Annotated in this window: 17 protein-coding genes; 9 read left to right on the forward strand and 8 right to left on the reverse strand. The window is 60.5% G+C overall.

What is annotated here, in order from left to right; genetic code table 11:
- The first annotated feature begins 128 nt into the window (after positions 1–128).
- From AB1E33_RS00105 to AB1E33_RS00120, 4 genes are all read left to right on the forward strand, one after another.
- Positions 129–1601 (forward strand): leucyl aminopeptidase, encoded by a 1473-nt coding sequence (locus tag AB1E33_RS00105; protein ID WP_372575225.1) that lies wholly within the window; start codon positions 129–131, stop codon positions 1599–1601.
- A gap of 1 nt (position 1602) precedes the next feature.
- A complete protein-coding gene (locus tag AB1E33_RS00110) occupies positions 1603–2067 on the forward strand; it encodes a DNA polymerase III subunit chi (protein WP_372575226.1) in 465 nt (154 codons plus the stop codon).
- A 228-nt stretch (positions 2068–2295) separates the two neighbouring features.
- A complete protein-coding gene (locus tag AB1E33_RS00115) occupies positions 2296–2958 on the forward strand; it encodes a class I SAM-dependent methyltransferase (RefSeq protein ID WP_372575227.1) in 663 nt (220 codons plus the stop codon).
- A 131-nt stretch (positions 2959–3089) separates the two neighbouring features.
- Positions 3090–4364 (forward strand): glycoside hydrolase family 99-like domain-containing protein, encoded by a 1275-nt coding sequence (locus AB1E33_RS00120; protein WP_372575228.1) that lies wholly within the window; start codon positions 3090–3092, stop codon positions 4362–4364.
- Positions 4365–4522: 158 nt separating this feature from the next.
- On the opposite strand, the gene AB1E33_RS00125 is transcribed toward AB1E33_RS00120, so the two are convergent.
- The 4 genes from AB1E33_RS00125 to AB1E33_RS00140 are packed head-to-tail and all read right to left on the reverse strand — an operon-like array spanning position 4523 to position 8005.
- Positions 4523–5104, reverse strand: a complete 582-nt coding sequence (locus tag AB1E33_RS00125; protein ID WP_372575229.1) for a retropepsin-like aspartic protease family protein — start codon at positions 5102–5104, stop codon at positions 4523–4525.
- A gap of 41 nt (positions 5105–5145) precedes the next feature.
- Positions 5146–5766 carry a MarC family protein gene (locus AB1E33_RS00130; RefSeq protein ID WP_372575230.1) on the reverse strand — a complete coding sequence of 207 codons (621 nt, stop codon included), beginning with the start codon at positions 5764–5766 and terminating at the stop codon, positions 5146–5148.
- Positions 5763–6155 (reverse strand): ACT domain-containing protein, encoded by a 393-nt coding sequence (locus tag AB1E33_RS00135; RefSeq protein ID WP_372575231.1) that lies wholly within the window; start codon positions 6153–6155, stop codon positions 5763–5765. The genes AB1E33_RS00130 and AB1E33_RS00135 overlap by 4 nt, the downstream gene beginning before the upstream one ends.
- Complete coding sequence (locus tag AB1E33_RS00140; RefSeq protein WP_372575232.1) at positions 6152–8005, reverse strand: ABC-F family ATP-binding cassette domain-containing protein; 1854 nt, start codon at positions 8003–8005, stop codon at positions 6152–6154. Before AB1E33_RS00140 ends, AB1E33_RS00135 begins: the two co-directional genes overlap by 4 nt.
- An 81-nt stretch (positions 8006–8086) precedes the next feature.
- Between AB1E33_RS00140 and AB1E33_RS00145 the strand changes: the two genes are divergently transcribed.
- On the forward strand, positions 8087–9289 hold the full coding sequence (locus tag AB1E33_RS00145) for a multidrug effflux MFS transporter (RefSeq protein ID WP_372575941.1): 1203 nt from the start codon (positions 8087–8089) through the stop codon (positions 9287–9289).
- Between the two features lie 101 nt (positions 9290–9390).
- Positions 9391–9813 carry a nucleoside-diphosphate kinase gene (gene ndk / locus AB1E33_RS00150; protein ID WP_372575233.1) on the forward strand — a complete coding sequence of 141 codons (423 nt, stop codon included), beginning with the start codon at positions 9391–9393 and terminating at the stop codon, positions 9811–9813.
- Here the strand turns inward: ndk and AB1E33_RS00155 are convergent.
- Complete coding sequence (locus AB1E33_RS00155; RefSeq protein ID WP_372575234.1) at positions 9810–10142, reverse strand: TfoX/Sxy family protein; 333 nt, start codon at positions 10140–10142, stop codon at positions 9810–9812. The two genes, ndk and AB1E33_RS00155, sit on opposite strands and share 4 nt — an antisense overlap.
- Positions 10143–10332: 190 nt before the next feature.
- Here AB1E33_RS00155 and AB1E33_RS00160 point away from each other — a divergent pair, with 190 nt between their 5' ends.
- Complete coding sequence (locus AB1E33_RS00160; RefSeq protein WP_372575235.1) at positions 10333–12276, forward strand: M10 family metallopeptidase C-terminal domain-containing protein; 1944 nt, start codon at positions 10333–10335, stop codon at positions 12274–12276.
- Between the two features lie 41 nt (positions 12277–12317).
- Entirely contained in the window at positions 12318–13538 is a 1221-nt protein-coding gene (locus AB1E33_RS00165) for a cytochrome P450 (protein ID WP_372575236.1), read from the forward strand.
- Positions 13539–13545: 7 nt separating this feature from the next.
- Here AB1E33_RS00165 and AB1E33_RS00170 read toward each other — a convergent pair whose 3' ends face one another.
- From AB1E33_RS00170 to AB1E33_RS00180, 3 genes are all read right to left on the reverse strand, one after another.
- Positions 13546–14922: a sensor histidine kinase gene (locus tag AB1E33_RS00170; RefSeq protein ID WP_372575237.1), complete on the reverse strand. Its 1377-nt coding sequence runs from the start codon at positions 14920–14922 to the stop codon at positions 13546–13548.
- A complete protein-coding gene (locus tag AB1E33_RS00175) occupies positions 14915–15595 on the reverse strand; it encodes a response regulator transcription factor (RefSeq protein ID WP_372575238.1) in 681 nt (226 codons plus the stop codon). Before AB1E33_RS00175 ends, AB1E33_RS00170 begins: the two co-directional genes overlap by 8 nt.
- Positions 15596–15768: 173 nt before the next feature.
- Entirely contained in the window at positions 15769–17214 is a 1446-nt protein-coding gene (locus tag AB1E33_RS00180) for a Do family serine endopeptidase (protein ID WP_372575239.1), read from the reverse strand.
- Positions 17215–18806: 1592 nt separating this feature from the next.
- Here AB1E33_RS00180 and AB1E33_RS00185 point away from each other — a divergent pair.
- On the forward strand, positions 18807–19394 hold the full coding sequence (locus AB1E33_RS00185; protein WP_372575240.1) for a Hint domain-containing protein: 588 nt from the start codon (positions 18807–18809) through the stop codon (positions 19392–19394).
- The last annotated feature ends 1 nt before the right edge of the window (position 19395 follow it).

Genomic DNA, 19395 nt, shown 5'->3' on the forward strand with positions numbered 1-19395 from the left:
CCCTCGAACCTGCCAATAGTTTCTTTTCGCCGGACATTAGATCAAATGAGGCGCCGGGAAAACTGCTATCTGGTCAAGGGGGGGGCATCGCGTTACCTCTTGGGGCAATTGACATCAAGGAGCCGCAGATGAGCAGCCTGATCCCGATCCATTTCCAGCCCACCGATCTCGACACCATCGCCGAAGCTACAGGGCGGGTGGTCATCATCGTGCCTCCCGAAGGCAAGCTGGACCCGGCGGCACGGCGCGCCAACCGGCTGACAAAAGGTGGCGTGGCACGTCTTGTTGAAAGCGAGAAGTTCGGAAAGGCCAAACCCGGCCAGGTGATCACGCTGGCCTGGCCCGCGGGTATGCAGGCCGAAGCGCTGGATGTGCTGGTCCTGCCGCGCCGTCCGTCCGTGGTCGAGGCGCGCAAGGCAGGTGCCGCACTTGCCAAGGCCAAGGGCACGGCGTCGATGCAGATCATGGCGGGCGGCCAGAACAAGGCCGAGGAACTGGCGCTTGGCATCGCCCTGCGCAGCTACGGTTTCGACGCGCACAAAACAGCCGATGCTGAGGATCGGGGTGATGTATTGATCGCGCATTCCAAATCCGATGAGGTTGCAGAGGCCGCAGCTCCGCTGCTGGCGATTGCCGAGGGTGTGCACATGACCCGCGATCTCATCAACGAACCGGCCAATGTGCTGACCACCACGGAATTCGCCGACCGCGTCAGCGCCCTGAGCGAGCTTGGCGTCGAGGTCGAAATTCTCGAAGAGGATAAGCTGGCCAAGCTTGGTATGCGCACGCTGCTCTGCGTCGGGCAGGGGTCCGATAGCCCGTCGAAAGTGGCGGTGATGCAATGGAAAGGCGGTGCTAAGGATGACGCGCCGCTGGCGCTGGTCGGCAAGGGCGTGGTGTTCGACACCGGGGGCATCTCGCTCAAGCCGTCGGCAGGCATGGAAGACATGACCATGGATATGGGCGGTGCGGGCGTTGTCGCGGGCACCATGAAAGCACTGGCCCTGCGCAAGGCCAAGGCAAATGTGGTGGGCCTGATCGGCCTGGTGGAAAACATGCCCTCGGGCAATGCAACACGTCCCGGCGACGTCGTCACCTCGATGAAGGGCGACACGGTCGAGGTGATCAATACCGACGCCGAGGGCCGCCTCGTTCTGTGTGACGTGATGTGGTACGCGCAGGAGCGGTTCAAACCGGCGGGCATGATCGATCTGGCGACATTGACCGGCGCGATTATTATCGGGTTGGGACATGAGAATGCCGGTGTGTTCTCCAACAATGACGAGCTGTGCAATGGCTTCCTCAAGGCGGCTGGCGCCGAGAATGAAGGCGCCTGGCGGATGCCGCTGGGCAAGGCCTATGACGATCTGCTGAAATCCCGGATTGCCGATATGAAGAATATCGGCGGTCGCCCGGCGGGCTCGATCACCGCCGCGCAATTCCTGGCCCGGTTCGTGAAAGAGGAAACGCCGTGGATTCACCTCGACATCGCCGGGGTCGCCTCGGTCAAGGGAGAGACGGCTTATGCACCCAAGGGTGCGACCGGCTGGGGTGTGATGGCGCTCAACCGTCTGATACGGGACAAGTTCGAGCAGGGCTGAGATGGGGGCCGTCTATTTCTATCACCTGACCCGGCACCCGCTGGAACAGACGCTGCCGGTGCTGCTGGACAAGGCCCGCGGTGCGGGCTGGCGGGTTGCGGTGCGCGGAACGGATCCGGGGCGGCTGGACTGGCTGGATGAGCGGCTTTGGCTTGGACCCGAAGAGGAGTTCCTGCCGCATGGCCGCGCGGGCGGGCCGCATGACGCGGCCCAACCCATCCTGCTGACTGACAGCGCCGAGGCCGTCAACGATCCAGCCTGCATCATGGCGATTGACGGGGCAGAGATCACGCCCAAGGAAATCGAGGCGCTGGAACGGGTCTGCATCCTGTTTGACGGCAACGACCCCGAGGCCGTGCAATGTGCGCGGGGGCAGTGGAAAGCCCTGACTGAAGCCGGCTGCGCAGCGCAATACTGGTCCGAGGAATCGGGTCGGTGGGAGAAGAATGCGGAGAGCGCAGGATAATCGGTTTGGGCCTGTCTTGAGGCCAGCCAGACCTCGTCTTGCGGACAACACAAACCTTCGCCATCAGATGAGTGTTAGCGTGTTTGCTCTGCCCGAGGATATGTGTGGAAGATGGGGCATACTTGGCTGGTCAAAAAAACGAGCGCTTCTGTTGATGATCCAACATGGACTCCCTGAAGAATATCGGTATGCAGTCTGGCAGAGCGATTTGGGCAATGGGAACATCTGATGAAAAGCGATGATGGCAAGCATAAGGTGAGTGTCAGCTACCACACCAACGTTCGAACCGACGTCTTGCATCTTTGCGATAAAAAACCCGGACGAATTCTGGATGTCGGCGGAGGTATCGGAGCCACGGCGGTATTTATAAAAGAGCATTTAGGCGGCGAATTCGTGGCTTTGATCGACAGGGCGGATGGATCACCAGAAGAGTCGGTTGATTTGTTTGTTCCAGGAGAAATTGAAGATCCACGCGTTTGGGATAAGTTGGACGAAGCTGGCGGCACGTTCGATACTATTCTGTGCCTGGATGTTCTGGAACATTTGGTAGACCCGTGGTCGGTCGTCCAAAAATGCTCGGAACGTCTGAGCGCGGGTGGGACCTTGATCGTCAGCGTTCCGAATGCACGATACCACGGATTAACCTTTCCGCTGTTCTTCAAAGGGCGGTTTCGATTACAGAATAGCGGCATTTTGGATCGGACACATCTGAGGTGGTTCGTCAAACAAACCGCCAGGGAACTTGTGACATGTGGCGGGCTTGAACTGGAAGACTGTTCAGGAGGCTGGTACCTGAACAGATCGCGCCCTTGGGAACGGCTAGCAAAATTTGGAATCGCACCCGGCTTTCTTTTCCTGAACTATTACCTCAAAGCGCGACGCAGCAGTTGAAGTCATGCGCCCTCAACCTGCCCACTTCGAGGAAGCCGCAGTCTCAGGACTTCTATTCAACGCGCGCCCTTTTCTTCGAAACTTTGTCAGCTGATAGATCCAAAACCCACTGATCGAGGACAGACAAATCCATGCCCAGCGCCAGCGACAAACCCTCGCGAAACCGAGTGACATTGCGCACGGCCACAAGACCGTTCAGACACGCCATTCGGCGTGCGTTAGCGAGGCTTTGGCCGGGATCAAAATCCAAGCTCATTCTTCAGGAGGTTTATGCTTCTGCCGATCGAAGCTTCCAACCGGGCCACGATTTTGAAGAGGTCGATCCGTCAATCGGTGATGGTAAGACACCCAACACGAAAGTCATCGCGTTCTATCTGCCGCAATTCCATGAGTTCGAGGAAAATAACAAGAACTGGGGGGCCGGGTTCACTGAGTGGACAAATCTCTCTAGAAATATCCCACGGTATCGCGGTCACATCGCCCCGAGAATACCGCGCGATCTCGGGTTTTATGATCTTACCCAGGGAGACATTCAGAAGCGACAGGTTCGCATGGCGCGCAATGCCGGGATATATGGATTCTGCTATTACTACTATCGGTTCGACGGACAGCCGTTCATGGATGCACCTATTGAGCGTATGCTGGCGGACAAGGACGTCGATTTCCCGTTCAGCCTGATGTGGTGCAATGAGACCTGGACTCGGGCTTGGATCGGGAAAGAACGATCGATCATTGCTGAACAGAAATACAGCGACGACCTGACTTCCGAACTGGTTGACGATCTTGCACGGTTCTTTCGTGATCCGCGATACATCCGTATTCAGGATCGACCGCTTTTCACGATTTATCGTCCGAGCTTTATGCCAGAGGCTTCAGAACAGATTTTGCGCATCAGAACGTTATTGCGCGAACGCTACGATATCGATGTCTTGCTGACGATGGCCGAAACCGATGCCGCTGTGGACCCAAGGCCCTACGGGCTGGATGGTGCGATCGAATTCACTGCCAACAAATACAACAAACAACTTACCAAAGCCCTGAATCCGAAACAAATATTCGATGCAAATTGCGTATCAGCGATTTTCGATTATGACGAATTGATCAAGCTATCGCTTGCCGAGCCCGATCCTGATTATCCGGTGGTGCGTTCTGTCATGCCGCACTGGGACAAAAACCCGCGACAACCAGGTCGGGGCCATGTGATACATGGCTCAACACCGAAAAAGTTCGAGGAGTGGACAGCAAAGCTTGCGGCCAAAAGCGAAACAAACCCGTTTTTTGGCGAGCGGATGCTGTTCGTGAATGCGTGGAACGAGTGGGCGGAAAGCGCTTATCTCGAGCCCGACACCCACTTCGGCGGCGCATATCTAAACAGCGTGGCGCGTGCTGTTTTCAGGTCCAAGTGACGAGACTGCCAGTTTTTACAATCAAAAGTGGATTGAAGAACTGTTGTTGCTCTTTCAGACATCAACTCGCGCACAATGTCAGCCTGGGCTCGAACCGGACAATCGCCGCCAGCGCCCGCAAACTTCCGTTCCTTGAACCCTAATGACACAATGTCGCTCTAGCGCTGCAGGATCAGCGCGCCGTTGGTGATCTGAACGCTGGGCCAGCGTTGCAGATAGTCCATACCCAGCAGCGACTGATCCATTTCGCCCTCATTGATCCAGGCGGTCAGGTTGCTGTCGGTGAACCCGTCCAGCCCGATGCTCTCAAGTTCGACAGGTGCTGTGCGCACCTCACCATTGGCGGTCATGGCGCGGCCGAAATAGTTCAACGCGTCGGTGTCGATTCCCACCCGGTCCGCGTCGCGCTGGGTCAGCACCACCTGACTGGCGCCGGTATCGACCAGGAAATCCACCGGTTTGCCGTTGACCATCAGTTGCAGGTAATAATGCCCGTCCGGCGCGCGGGGGACCGAGATGCCGCTGTCGCTGACGCTCATGCGCAGGCCCGGATCGACGCTGCCACGAATATCCTCCCACAGCCCGTAGGCGGCGATCACGCCGATGAAAATAAACGCCCATGCCGCAATCTGTTGCAGGGTCCTGTTCATGCCCTGCCGGTTCTGGGTGAAGAACCAGAACAGCAAAACCGCCCCGAGCAGGGACAGATAAGCAAGCCGGGCAATGTTGTCGCCGTCCATGCGCGCCACCTAACACTCTGATACAGGGTCGATATAGGCGTTCAACCCGCGAAACCAAAGTCCCTCAGACCATCAAGGATGAACTGCACCGCAAGCGCGGCCAGCAACATGCCCAAGAGCCGCGTGACCACGTTCAGGCCGGTCTTGCCCAGCAGCCGGCCCAGAAGGTGGGAATTGAGGTTGAACACCAGCAGGATCGCCATCACTACCAGCATCACCGCAACTACCGCCGCAAGCCCCTCGATCCCAGGGTTCTGCCCCGCCAGAAGGATGATCGAGGCAATGGCGCCGGGGCCCGCGATCAGCGGGATGGCGAGGGGAAAGATCGACGGATCCGGGTGCTCCTCTTCCTCGGCGCTATTCTCGCGACGTTTGGTGCGCCGTTCGAACAGCATATCCATGGCGGTCAGGAACAGCAGCGCACCTCCCGCTACCCGGAAGGCAGACATCGAGATGCCCACGAAACCCAACAGCGCCTCGCCAAAGGCCGCGAACAGTATCAGGATCAGCGACGCGGTGATGCAGGCGCGGATCGCGATGCGCCGCTTGGTCTGCAGATCCATCTCATGGGTGATCGCCAGAAAGATAGAGGTCTGCGCGGGCGGGTCAATCACCACAAAAAGCGTGGTGAAGGCTGCGATCAGAAAAGCCATGTCGATCATTGGGCCGAGTCCTTTTGCAAGTCTGTCAGTATCGTCAGCGCCCGGTCCGCCATGTCGGCGGGCACATAGACATGGTCATGGTGATAGGCCGCAACCACATTGGCCGGAATGTTGGCATGCGCCAGCGCGGTGGAAACAGCGGCGGTCAGCCCGACACCTTCGAGCGAGGAGTTGACCTGCAGGGTGATGCAGCGCATCGGCACCACTTGCGCCGGGGCTGCAGCCATGGGTACGATCAGAGACAGCCCCTCAGGTTCGGCATGGCTGGCGATGGTACCGTCCGGCCATGGCGTGTCAGCGGGCCAGGCGACAAAGGCGAACTCGCCCGCCATCATCACCGGATTCATGCCCGCGATCATCGCATTGGTTCCCTTGACCCGTTCGCTCATGACACCGCCTCGGCTGATTCCAGTCGCTCGGCGGCCTTGATCCACAGCGCCTCGGCCCGTTCCATCGCCTCAACCACTTCGGTGAATTTGCGGTTCCAGACTTCAAGATCGCCGACCCTGTCATCCTCGTAAAGCGTAGGATCAGCCAGTTTCACGGACAGCTTGTCATGCATGTCACTCAGCTTGCCGACGCGCTCTTCGCATTTGCGAACCTCCATACGCAGCGCCAGAATGGCGTCGCGAGAGGGGCGTTTGGGCTTGGCGACGCGAGGCTGTTTCCGTGTGGGTTTCTCGCGCGCCAGCAGCATGGTGCGATAGGCGTCCAGATCACCCTCAAACGGCTTCACTGTCCCGTCCGAGACCAGCCACAATCGATCTGCCACCAGACCCAGCAGATGCATGTCGTGGCTGACCAGAATGACCGCACCGGTATAGGCGGTCAGCGCCTCGACCAAGGCTTCGCGGCTTTCGATATCCAGGTGGTTGGTGGGTTCGTCCAGGATCAGCATATGAGGTGCGTCGAGGGTGGCCAGCAGCAGGCTGAGCCGTGCCTTTTGCCCACCCGATAGCCGCCCGACCAGCGTTTCCGCCTGATCCGCGTTCAGGCCAAAGCCCGAAAGCCGTGCGCGCCATTTGCCGGGCGCCTCACCGGGACGCAAGCGGCGCAGGTGATCCAGCGGGCTTTCGTCCACGCGCAGTTCATCGACCTGATGCTGGGCGAAATAGCCCACGCGCAATTTGCCTGCCCTTGTGGTCTTGCCCGCCATCAGCGGCAGGCGGTCAGCCAGCAGTTTCGAGAGAGTCGATTTGCCCTGACCGTTCTTGCCCAACAGCGCGATCCGGTCGTCCTGATCGATTCGCAGATCCAGCCGTCGCAATACCTCTGTCTCACCATAACCCGTCACGCCGCCTTCGAGCGTCACGATGGGCGGCGACAACTCTTCGGGTTCGGGAAAGCTGAAAGCCCGCAGCGCGGCCTCCTGCGGGGTCGAGATCAGCTGAATACGCTCGATCATCTTCAGCCGTGATTGCGCCTGAACCGCCTTGGAGGCCTTGTAGCGGAACCGGTCCACAAAGCTTTGCAGATGGGCGATGCGGGCCTTGGACTTGGCGTTTTCCGCCTGTGCCGCGGCCAGCCGCTCAGCCCGGCGTTCGGCGAATTTATCGTAAGGAACAGCGTAGTAGGTGAGCTTGCGGTCTTCCAGGTGCAGGATCGCACCCACCGCGCGGTTCAACAGGCCCCGGTCGTGGCTGATGATGATGACCGTATGCGGGTATCTTGCCAGATAGCTTTCCAGCCACAGCGCGCCTTCGAGGTCGAGATAGTTAGTCGGCTCGTCCAGCAGCAGCAGATCGGGTTGCGCAAAGAGAACAGCGGCCAGCGCCACCCGCATCCGCCAGCCGCCCGAGAAATCAGAGCAGGGGCGCAGTTGATCCGCGTCGTCGAATCCCAGCCCCTTGAGGATCGAGGCGGCGCGCGCTTCGGCTGACCAGGCGTCGATATCCGCCAGCCGGGTCTGGATATCGGCGATGCGGGCGGGGTCCTGCGCGGTGTCTGATTCCGCCATCAGCGCGCTGCGCTCGGTATCGGCGGCCAGAACGGTGTCGACCAGTGAGACATCGGAGGAGGGCGCTTCCTGCGCCACCCCGCCGATGCGGGCCTGACGCGGGATCGAGATGCGCCCTGATTCCAGCGCAAGCTCACCCCGGATAAGCCGGAACAGCGTGGTCTTGCCGGTGCCGTTGCGCCCGACCAGACCGACCTTGTGGCCGGTGGGAATGGTGGCGCTGGCGCCGTCAAAAAGCGGCCGTCCCTCGACCGCATAGGATATGTCTTCGATCCGTAGCATGACCGGCTCTTAACAGAGCGCTTGGGTAGCCGCCAGCGGGTAGGGGTGGTCAAGGTGCAGACCCCGTGCTACCGGCAGGTCATGGCCGCAACCCGCACTGCACCGCATCTGATCACGCTGGTTCTTGCGACGGCGATCTCGGTGCTGTCGGTCAACATGTTCCTGCCCTCACTGCCGCATATGAGCGTGGCATTTGGCGCGGATTACGCAGTGGTCAACATGTCGGTCGCTGGCTACCTGCTGGTCTCGGCAGTGATGCAACTGGGGGTCGGGCCGCTCTCGGACCGTTTCGGGCGGCGTCCGGCGATGCTGGTTTCCACACTGATCTTTGCCGTGGCCTCGGTCGGCTGTGCGCTGGCGGAAACGATCGAGGTCTTTCTGATCTTTCGCATGATCCAGGCCATGGTGGTCGCTGGTCAGGTGGTGTCGCGCGCCGCCATCCGCGATATGTATCCCCCCAACGAGGCGGCCAGCAAGCTGGGCTATGTCACCATGGCGATGGCACTGGCACCGATGCTGGGGCCGATGCTGGGCGGCGTGCTGGAAATGCTGTTCGGCTGGCGTGCCTCGTTCTGGCTTTATTCGATCCTTGGGTTCGGTCTGCTGGCGCTGCTTTGGTTCGATTTTGGCGAGACCAATACCACGCCGTCCGCAACCTTTGGCGCGCAGATCCGGCAATACCCCGAGTTGTTCGCATCGCGCCGGTTCTGGGGCTATAGCCTGTGCGCGGCCTTCTCGATCGGCGGGTTTTACGCCTTCATCACCGGTGCGCCGCTGGTGGCGGCGGCCTGGTTCGATCTAAGCCCGGCGCTGCTGGGGCTTGGCATCGGGATCATCACCGCGGGCTTCATGGTGGGCAATTTCGTCACCGGTCTGATCGCCGCGCGCACAAAGCTCATCTGGATGATCATCGCCGGTCGCGTGGTGGCAACCATCGGGCCGCTTGGCGGGCTGATCCTGTTTTTCGCCGGGCAGGGCACCGTCTGGATCTTCTTCGGCGCTGCAGTGTTCGTGGGGTTCGGCAATGGGCTGACCGTGGCCAACGCCACTGTCGGACTGATGTCGGTGCGCCCGCATCTGGCTGGCAGCGCCTCGGGCCTGTCGGGTGCATTGGTGGTGGTGCTGGGCGCGGTGCTGACCTCGGCCACCGGGATCATTGTCGCTCCTGAGACAGCGCCTTTCACCGTTTTGGGAATGATGCTGGGGTCAAGCGCGCTGGGGCTCTTGTCAGCGCTATACGTATTGCGGGTCGATCAGCGCGACCCGTTGCCGGACGTGACCTGAGCCGGCTTGCATCATTGCACTTTTCACGCGCGGTCTCCCGTGTTAGGCGGCGCGCGGAATAGTCCGGCGCGCTTGCGCCGTCAGAGCAAGGAGAGCCGCACATGGCACTGGAACGCACTTTTTCGATCATCAAGCCCGATGCAACCCGCCGCAACCTGACCGGCAAGATCAATGCCAAGTTCGAAGACGCGGGCCTGCGTGTTGTTGCGCAAAAGCGCATCCACATGACCAAGGCGCAAGCTGGCAAGTTCTACGAAGTGCATGCCGAGCGTCCGTTCTATGACGAACTGTGCGAGTTCATGTCCTCGGCCCCGGTGGTCGTGCAGGTTCTGGAAGGCGAGGGCGCCATTGCTAAGAACCGCGAAGTCATGGGCGCCACCAACCCCGCAGACGCAGCCCCCGGCACCATCCGCGCCGAGTTTGCGGAATCGGTCGGCGAGAACTCGGTCCACGGTTCGGACGCGCCGGAAACCGCCGCGGTTGAGATCGCCTATTTCTTCTCGGGTATCGAACTGGTCGGCTAACCCGGCTTTTCGATCACCCCAATCGCATCAAGGGCCGCTTCGAAATCGGAGCGGCCTTTGTCATATGAACTGGCCACCAGCGCATCAAAGCGCGTGCGCAGCTCGGCCTTTTCCTTGCCCTTGCAGTCGTTCCAAGGACGGCCCTGCAAGGCCATGACCAGCACGTAGTAGCCGATGAAATGCGGCCGCGAGCCTGATTGTAGCAACCGCGCATAGGCCGCATCAGCCCCAAGTTCGCGCAGCTCTTCGGCGCTGTGAATGCCTGCGCGTGTGCAGGCTTCCTCGTAAGCGGGACCAAGGTTGCGGATCGAGGAGATGGGGTTCGACATGGGCCGACCTTATTTTGGCGCGGCGGTCATGTCACGTGTAACTGTCGCGCGGAAATTTCACCGAAATTCCCTGATCTCGCCATATCTCATGTTCACATTTAGGGCGAGTTGGAAGTACAAGCTTTGCGTTAGTGTTGACTAAGAATGTGCCGTTGTCGGCACCTGCGAATGTTCTGGAGCAGTAGTAGTAATGGGTAAGACCGTTTACACCCCGTCCTCGTCCGAGGTTTTCGATCCGTGGTTATATAATTCTCATTGGGACGTCAGAGAACAGGGCGCGAACACACCTGTTTGGCCAATACCGACGCTGCGCGAATTGAGTTTTAGCTTTCCGGACGCTTTTGCGGTAAGGCGGGCGTTTGACTACGATCCGGACTTTGCCGGATTGAGACCTGCTACTACAAATGTGCAGTTGGGTGTTGCAAAGGCATTTTCCGAAATTGCCGGATTCACCGACATCTCGATTTATGAAAGCGGCAGTACCAAAGCCCCGATACAGATCGCCATGGATCCGTCTATTGACGGAGGGTACGCGCTGTTGCCGGGCGAAGAACAACTGGCAGGCAATATTTCGCTTGGCACGCTGGTTGTAGACCCGGTGGCCGGAAATGAAGCTCATCTCATCATCATGCATGAGATAGGTCATGCGATGGGTCTGGATCATGGCCATGAATATCCGGAATTTGTGGCAAGTGGCTTCGACAGTCTGGAATACACGGTCGTCACCTATACGGACTATGTTGGAGACACCGATACCCACTCCTATGACACCGGACATATAGACTGGCCACAATCCTTCATGCAGCTCGACATCGCGGCGATGCAGTTCCTGTATGGCGCGAATTATGCAAGCTCCGGCGAGCTCTGGAGCGGTGACACGACCTATGGCTTCAACCCCAATTCCGGCGAGATGTCGATCAACGGACAGGGGCAGGGTGCCCCTGCGGGCAATCGGATCTTTCGCACAATCTGGGATGGTCACGGCAATGACACCTATGACCTGAGCAACTATTCGACCCATCTTCGGGTCGACCTGAGCCCCGGCGCGTTCTCGACGTTTTCCCAAGCGCAGCTGTCCGATCTCGACCGATATTCGAGCGATCCCGACCGGATCGCAACAGGCAATGTGGCAAATGCGCGACTGGTCGATGGCGACACCCGCGCACTGATCGAAAATGTCCGTGGTGGCGGTGGAAACGATGTCATCAAGGGGAACCAAGCGAACAACCAACTGGACGGCGGCGCGGGGCATGACGTTCTGGACGGAAGAGACGGCAATGACAGGCTGACCGGCGGCCTTGGCAATGACAGGCTTTACGGTGCCGACGATCACGACCGGCTTACGGGTGGTGACGGGCGGGACAGCCTCTATGGCAGTTTCGGCAACGACAGCTTGCAAGGCAATGACGGCAACGACGTGATTTTGGGTAGCTGGGGTAGGGACGCCCTAGCCGGGGGCAACGGAAACGACCAGCTTTTGGGGCATCAGGGCTGGGATTCGCTTTATGGTGGCGTCGGCAATGACACGCTGCAGGGCGGCGACGGCAATGACGTGCTTTATGGCGGGTCCGGGAACGACGTACTTGCATGCGGCAACGGAAACGATTGGGTGTCCGGGCTGCAGGGGCGGGATCACCTCTATGGCGGTAGCGGCGACGATACGTTGCTGGGCGGCGATGATGACGACGTTGTGCTGGCTGGCTTCGGCAAGGACGAACTGTTTGGCGGCGCTGGAAATGACAGGCTTGCGGGCCTGCCAGGGCAAGACACGCTCAAAGGTGGTGCCGGGGACGATGTCCTCGTCGGAGGGCTCGGCGCCGACCAGCTCTATGGGGGCCTTGGCGCGGATCGTTTCCAGTTCATCTCAACTTCTGACAGCAACACCGAAATGGGTGTCGACAGTATCCACTATTTCCAGTCCGGAATCGATGTGATTGACCTGTCGGAGCTGTTCGACGGTCCGGCCACGCTGAGGCAGGGCGACATTTTCGCGCCCGGCGTGGCTTCGGTCCGCACATATGTCGATGTGGGTATCACAATTGTCGAAGCGGATACCAATGGCGACGGCGGCGCGGATTTCAGATTGGAGCTGACAAAGAGCTTGCAACTGTCCGAAGCGGATTTCCTGCTGTAACCTGACCCGATCGATACGGATCGCGCGGAGCGGGGTAGAAGTTGGAGCCGACCAGAGCTGATATCGAAGTTTTCGATCTGGCCAAAGCGCCAGAGGCCTTCCTGCGCGATCCGTTCGTTTTCTATGACGCGCTGCTTGCGCATGCGCCGGTTCTGCCGCAACCCGATGGCTCGGTCCTGATCAGCCGCCACACGGATCTGGACCGCATCTATCGCGACACGGCGCTTTATTCGTCGGACAAGAAAGCGGCGTTTGGTCCGAAATTCGGGGCAGGTTCGCCGCTGTTTGAGCATCACACCACCTCGCTGGTCTTCTCTGATCCGCCGCTGCACACACGGGTGCGGCGGATCATGACCTCGGCGCTGACCCCGCGCGCAATCGCGAAGATGGAGCCGGGGCTGATCGAGACGGTGGATCACCTGCTGGACGGGATGGCAGGGAAGGATCAAGTTGACCTGATCGAGGATTTCGCCGCCACGATCCCGATCCAGATCATCGGCAACCTGCTGGACGTACCGCTGGCGGAACGCGCACCGCTGCGCGACTGGTCGCTGGCCATTCTGGGCGCGCTGGAGCCCAGCCTGACCGACAATCAACTGGCGCGCGGCAACAGGGCAGTAGAGGCGTTCAAAACCTATCTGGCCGACCTTGTCGCGCGGCGCCGGGCCGATCCGGGCGATCCGGAAACGGATGTGCTGACACGGCTGATCCGGGGTGAGGGGGCGGATGCGCAATTGTCCGAGACGGAATTGCTGCAGAACTGCATTTTCATTCTGAATGCCGGCCATGAGACCACGACCAACCTGATCGGCAATGGCCTGGCACTGTTTCACGATAATCCCGATCAGCGTGCGCGCCTGCTGACAGAGCCTGACCTGCTGCCCTCTGCCGTCGAAGAGGTGTTGAGGTACCGCTCGCCCAACCAGTTCGGCAATCGCGAGACCGCCGCCGTTATCGAGATCGAAGGTCAGGTGATTCCGGCGGGCACCAACTTGCATCTGTGCATCGGGGCGGCCAATCGCGACCCGGCTGTGTTCGAGCACCCGACGCGGTTCGACATCACGCGCAAGCCGAACCGGCATCTGGCCTTTGCGGGCGGGCCGCATGTCTGTGTCGGGCTGACCCTCGCGCGCCTTGAAGGCCGGGTGGCGATGGGTCGGTTCCTGCGGCGCTTTCCAGACTATCACCTGTTGCCGGGGCGGGTGCGGGGCGGTCGGATACGATTTCGCGGCTATGCCAACCTGCCTGCGGTGACGGGCTGACGGCGCATTACGACCCGGAGACGCGGGAGAAGCTCAATTCGGCAACCAATCCCGGCTCTGCATTGGCAAGTGCCAGCGCACCGCCATGCAGCCGCGCGATGGCCGCAACCAGCGCCAGACCCAGACCGGCATTCTTCTCGGTGCGGCTGGGGTCGAGAGTGACAAAGGGCTGCGCCAGTTTTTCCAGATCCGCCTCGGCCACACCGGGTCCGGCATCCCGGACGCCAAGCGTCACTTGATCGGCCCCGTCCGCGACGGTGATCTCGATTTCCGAGCCCTCCGGCGCATAGCGCAGAGCGTTTTCCAGCAGGTTCGACAGCGCCTGCGCGATCAGTGTCCGATGGCCGCGCACCTGCGTGGCGGTACCCGCCTCGGCGATTGTGATCCCCTTATCCAAGGCGACGGGTTCGTAGAACTCCATCACGTCATGAACCAGCTGAGTCAGGTCCAGCGGCTCGAACTCTTCGCGGCCCAGGCCCGCTTCGGCGCGCGAAATTTCGGTCAGTTGCGAGAATACCCGCAGCAGGTGGTCGACCTCGCCCATGGCGCGGGCAGCATCAATTTCGCGCTCTTCCGGGGTGCGCTCCGCCGAGGTCAGAAATTCAACCCGCTGGCGCAAGCGCGACAGCGGTGAGCGGAGGTCATGGGCGATCGAATTGGTGGTCATGCGCAGATTGCCGATCAGTTGCTCGATCCGGTCCAGCATGTCGTTGAGCGTGGCGGCCATACGCTCGAACTCGTCGTCCGAGCCGCGCAGCGGTATCCGCCGGGACAGATCACCCGACATGATCTCATCCGCGGTGCGGGTGATGTCGGCGAGCCGAGAGAAGACCAGCCGCGTCAACAGCCAGCCCGTCAGCAGGCTGAGCGCGACCGAGGCCAGTAGGGCCAGCCCTACCGATTGCAACAGCACCTGATCGAATTTGCTCGCTTCGGTCGTGTAGCGCCCGACGAGCAACCTTTCACCACGACGCAGGCGGATCGAGGCCGCCGCGACCGGCAGGGTCTGGGTGGTATCGGGGCGTTGCAGGGTCAGTTCGACCCAGCCGCTGCCGGGCTCGACCGCCTCGGGCCACTGGCTGAGATTGCCGGCCAGAACGCGACCATCGGCGCTGGTCAGCAGATAGATCGCGTCGCGTTCGGCGGCGTTCACGGTCCGGCGTTTGATCGCCGTGATCAGACCGATCATGCCCAGCCGTTCGTATTCATCGGCAAGCCCCGCTAGTTCGGCGGTCACGACACTGCGGGTCTCGCTTGAGATGGTGCGATTGGCGTTGACATAGACCAGCGCCAGCACCGCCGCCGTCAGGATGGTGCTGAGCGCGATGCTGGCCAGGGCCAGCCGGGTGCGCGCATTGCGAAAGACCGACAGGGATTCAGCCATCGCGCATGATATACCCCGCGCCCCGCACGGTTTCGATCAGTGGGATGTCTGCCCCTTCATCAATCTGGCGGCGCAGTTTCGAGATATGCACATCCACGATGTTGGTATTGGGGTCGAAGTGATAGTCCCAGACGCCTTCCAGCAGCATGGTGCGCGAAATGACCCGGTTCTGGCGGCGCAGGAAGAACTCCAAGATCTGGAACTCGCGTGGGGTCAGGGTGATGTCGCGACCGTCGCGGGTGACCTTGCGCTTGAGCAGGTCCATCTCGAGATCGCGGCAGGTGAGCGTCGCGGTCTCTTCGGTATCCTGCGGGCGGCGCAACAGCGCCTCGATCCGGGCGTGAAGTTCCTGAAACGAGAACGGCTTGACCAGATAGTCATCGGCCCCGGCACGCAGTCCTTTGACGCGCTCGTCCACCGCGCTCATGGCGGTCAGCATCAGAACCGGGGTCTGCAGGCCTGCAGCGCGGATGGATTTGGTCAGCGAAAGCCCGTCGAGACCGGGCATCATCCGATCGACGATCACCACGTCGAACCCGCCATCGGTCGCGTGGTAGAGCCCCTCGCGCCCGTCTTCGGCGGTTTCGACCGCAAAGCCTTCTTCGGCGAAGCCTTTGGCAACAAAATCACGGGTTTCCGCATCATCTTCGACAATCAGTACGCGTCTGCTCATGGGTTCAATCCTGTGCTTGGGAAAAGGTATAGGCCGGGTTTCATCGGATTGCACGCACCGGGCGCTTCTTGGGGCGCCCGGCAGGACCGGCAGGTCGGGGACAGAAGTGACCCGCCGGACCTAACGCGCTTGCACCTCCCCAGGCAGCGCGTCGTTCTTGGGGTGGGATCGTCTTACGCGATCCGCACCGGAACAAAGATCTGGCTGCCCGAGCGGTTGATCAGCAACAGCGCCGGATCGGTCTTTTCCGATTGCAGCGCGCTAATCAGCGCCTCGGGCGTCTCGATCTCCTGGTCGCCCAGGCGGACGATCACATCACCCGCGCGCAGTCCCGCCTCAGCCGCGGGGCTGTCTGGGGCCAGCGACTTGATGACAACGCCGTTCACGTCCTCACCGACGCCGATCTCGGCCCGTGCGGCCTGATCCAATGGGGCCACCGTGACGCCCAGTTTCGGGTCGTCTGCCTTGTCGGTGAGAACATCTGCTGCGCTGGCGCTGTCCTGATGCGCACCCAGCGTGACCGTCATGGTCTGTTCGTTGCCGTCGCGGATCAGGGTGATCTCGCTGGCTTTGCCGCTTTGGGTGCCGCCCACCAGACGGGGCAGGTCGGAGCTGTCATCGACAGCGCCGCCATTGAAGCCGGTGATGATGTCGCCGGTCTTCAGGATGCCCTCGGACGGGCTGCCCTTGACCACATCCGACACCAACGCGCCATGTGCGGTTTCCAGCCCCATCGCTGCGGCGATCTCGGGGTTCACGTTCTGGATGGACACACCCAGCCAGCCGCGATCCACCTGGCCGTCATCGACAAGGTCAGCCACGATGTCCTCGACGATATTCGAGGTCACGGCGAAGCCCAGACCAACAGAGCCGCCCGAGGGTGAATAGATGGCCGAGTTCACGCCGACTACTTCGCCTTCCATGTTGAAAAGCGGCCCGCCCGAGTTCCCCTTGTTGATCGCGGCATCGGTCTGCAGGAACTCCGCGTAAGGACCGGCCGAGATGTTGCGGCCCTTGGCCGAGATGATGCCGGTGGTCACGGTCGAGCTCAGCCCGAACGGGTTACCCACGGCCACCACGTCCTCGCCGACGCGGATGACTTCGCTGTCGCCGAATATCACCGCCTGCAGCGGCTCGTCGACCACGATCTTGAGCACGGCCAGATCGGTCAGCGGGTCGGTCCCGACCACTTCGGCATCGTATTCACGGTCGTCGCTCAGCCGCACGGTGATGCTGTCGGCGTCTTCGACCACATGATGGTTGGTCACGATCAGCCCGTCTTCTTCAAGCACAAAGCCCGAGCCGAGACCGCTGCGCGGCCCGGGGGAGGGCATCGGTGTGCCACCGAACGAGCCTTCGGGCAAACCGAAGCGCTTGAAGAATTCATCGAAACGGGGATCGGTCGCGCCGGGATTCGGCGCGTTGGCAGGTTGCGGCTGGGCCTTCTGCTTGGCCAGAATGGTCACCACCGAGGGCGACACTTCGTCGACCAGATCGGCCAGGGCCGCGTCAGCGGCGGCAGGGAGCGCCGCACCGGTCAGCAGCAGCGCGCTCAAGGCCGAAGCGCCAGCCCATTTGGAAAGGTTGGAAGGTAAGCCGGAATGGCTGCGATCACTCATGGTAGTCTCCTGTATAGGCGCCGGTTCAATCCGGGTCCGACCTTGAAATAGGCAAGGTGCCTTTCGGGATTCTTTTGGGGACATGAAGATTTCTTAATACGCGTTAAGATTGGCCTCATCTGCCGCCGATCGGACCAACCCAAAAGCTTCCGGTCCGTTCCCCTGTTGCGGTCCGGATATTGAAAGCGTCAGCATCATCAGCGCTGCGGCTGCCCGGATCTGTGGTGATGGAAGCTGACGTGCAGGTCAGCCGAATCGCGGGGCTTCAAATTCCGATTGTTCCTGAAAAGAGAAAAATACCCTGCTTTATCAGATCATTGGTTCGACCAATTTGGGGGATTGGGGCGAAAAAAAGGCATCACATTGCTATGTGCGGTTCGGTTGAGTTGGAGATGGAGTTGTTCTCATTACGGCGACAAACGCACCCCTGGTCCGGGGCGTATTGCTGCCCGCTGCAGCCTTGCGAAACAGGCATGAAGGGCAGGTTGTCACCCTGGGTATCAGGAAACAGTGATCAACCAAAGGGCGAGGAGGTTTCGGTCACCGCACGACTTAAACTTCGTACCTGAGATGTTTGGAAAAAATTTATGTGACATTTTTCCTTTTTTGAGCGCGCGCTCTTCGCTATCCATGAAACAGCCCGACTGGGGGGCGGTTTGAGTTGGTCACGGGGGCGACCGCACAAAAACGCATCGGAAGATGCAAGAGGGGGGCGCGACGTCGCAAGCGGTATTTTTTCGCCGTGTGACGAGTGCTTGACCGGTATGCCGAGAGGTGTGCCGGATGTTAATTGGTATCGTTGTATACCCCTTTTGTTCGCTTTCGTCGTTGCGTGCGGCGTTGGATCGGGTCGGGCTGTCCTGCGGATGGGCGAGGTCTCTGAGTGTTGGAGGCCAGCATAACCTATTGCGGAGACGAATATGACGCGCAGTCGCAACATCTCAGGCACGGAAAGGATCGCGGGACTGCCGCGTGACACTTCCGGCATGGGTGCGTCTTGCGGTCTTGTGGGTAAGGTTTCATCGCAAACAAACAGTCTTGGCCGGATTCGGGGAAACCCGAATGGGGAGGCCGGGGTGTCGCATCGTGCTGGGGGTATTGGCACGGTGCTTGGCACCTCGACCACCTTTTCGTTGGGGACCGGTATAGGGCACATTGTTTGCGGGGGTATGGAATCCGGGCAAAGGGGAATGCAGCACGGTGTCATTGCACCCAATGACACCAGAGATGAAGGACGTGTTACGAGCAACAGTAGAAATGCCGTTTTGAGTGGTGTGGGGACCGTAAAGAGTGTCATCGGAGAGGGGGACAGCCTTGCGGCTGTCGCTGGTGACTATGGTGTTCGAGCTGGGGGCGCAACTGACACAACTTTCATGAGGTGCCGGGCCGGAGAGGATGTTGGCGGGCAGTATGCCCGTTCGGCAACGCTCTCCGGCCCGGTGTCGCATTTTGTGAGGCCGGGCCGTGTTGCTGGTCGGCCTGTGATTAACGATGGTTCAGAATAGTGTCTGAGGATGGCGGAACTGGTGCCTGTATTGCCAGCATCTGCGACCCCGCCCTGAACATGGTTGAGTTGTGAAAGTGAGTATCGTGTGTCCTGTTTTACACCCGGAACCCTGATTGCCACGCCCAAGGGCGAGCGAAGGGTCGAAGAATTGCATGCCGGCGACCGCGTGGTGACTCGCGACAATGGTATTCGGACACTGTCTTGGACCGGTCGGCGGCGGGTCTGGCCACATCAGATGGCCAGGGCCGAACATCTGCAACCCGTTCTGATTCGTGCGGGGGCGCTGGATTTCGATCTGCCCGAACGCGACATGCTGGTCAGTCCGAACCACCGGGTACTGGTCGCCAACGACCGGACCGCGCTTTATTTCGAAGAGAGCGAGGCGCTGGCAGCGGCCAAGTTTCTGACCGGTCTGGTCGGTATCTCGCGGGCCGAGATGTCCGAGGTCAGCTATATCCATATCGCCTTTGACACCCATGAGGTGGTGTTGTCGGACGGCGCCTGGAGCGAATGCTTTCAGCCCGCCGACCCGTCCCGCACCGGGGTTGGGGGCGGCAACGCGCAGCGCAACGAGCTTTATGAGCTGTTTCCGGCACTCAAAACCCGCCAAAGTGCCGCTCCGGTCCGTGCGCCCGCTACGGGCGACGGGCCCGATCTGCGCCTCATGACCTGAT

Origin of the sequence: Ruegeria hyattellae, assembly GCF_041537925.1 — a bacterium.
Taxonomy (GTDB): Bacteria; Pseudomonadota; Alphaproteobacteria; order Rhodobacterales; family Rhodobacteraceae; genus Ruegeria_C.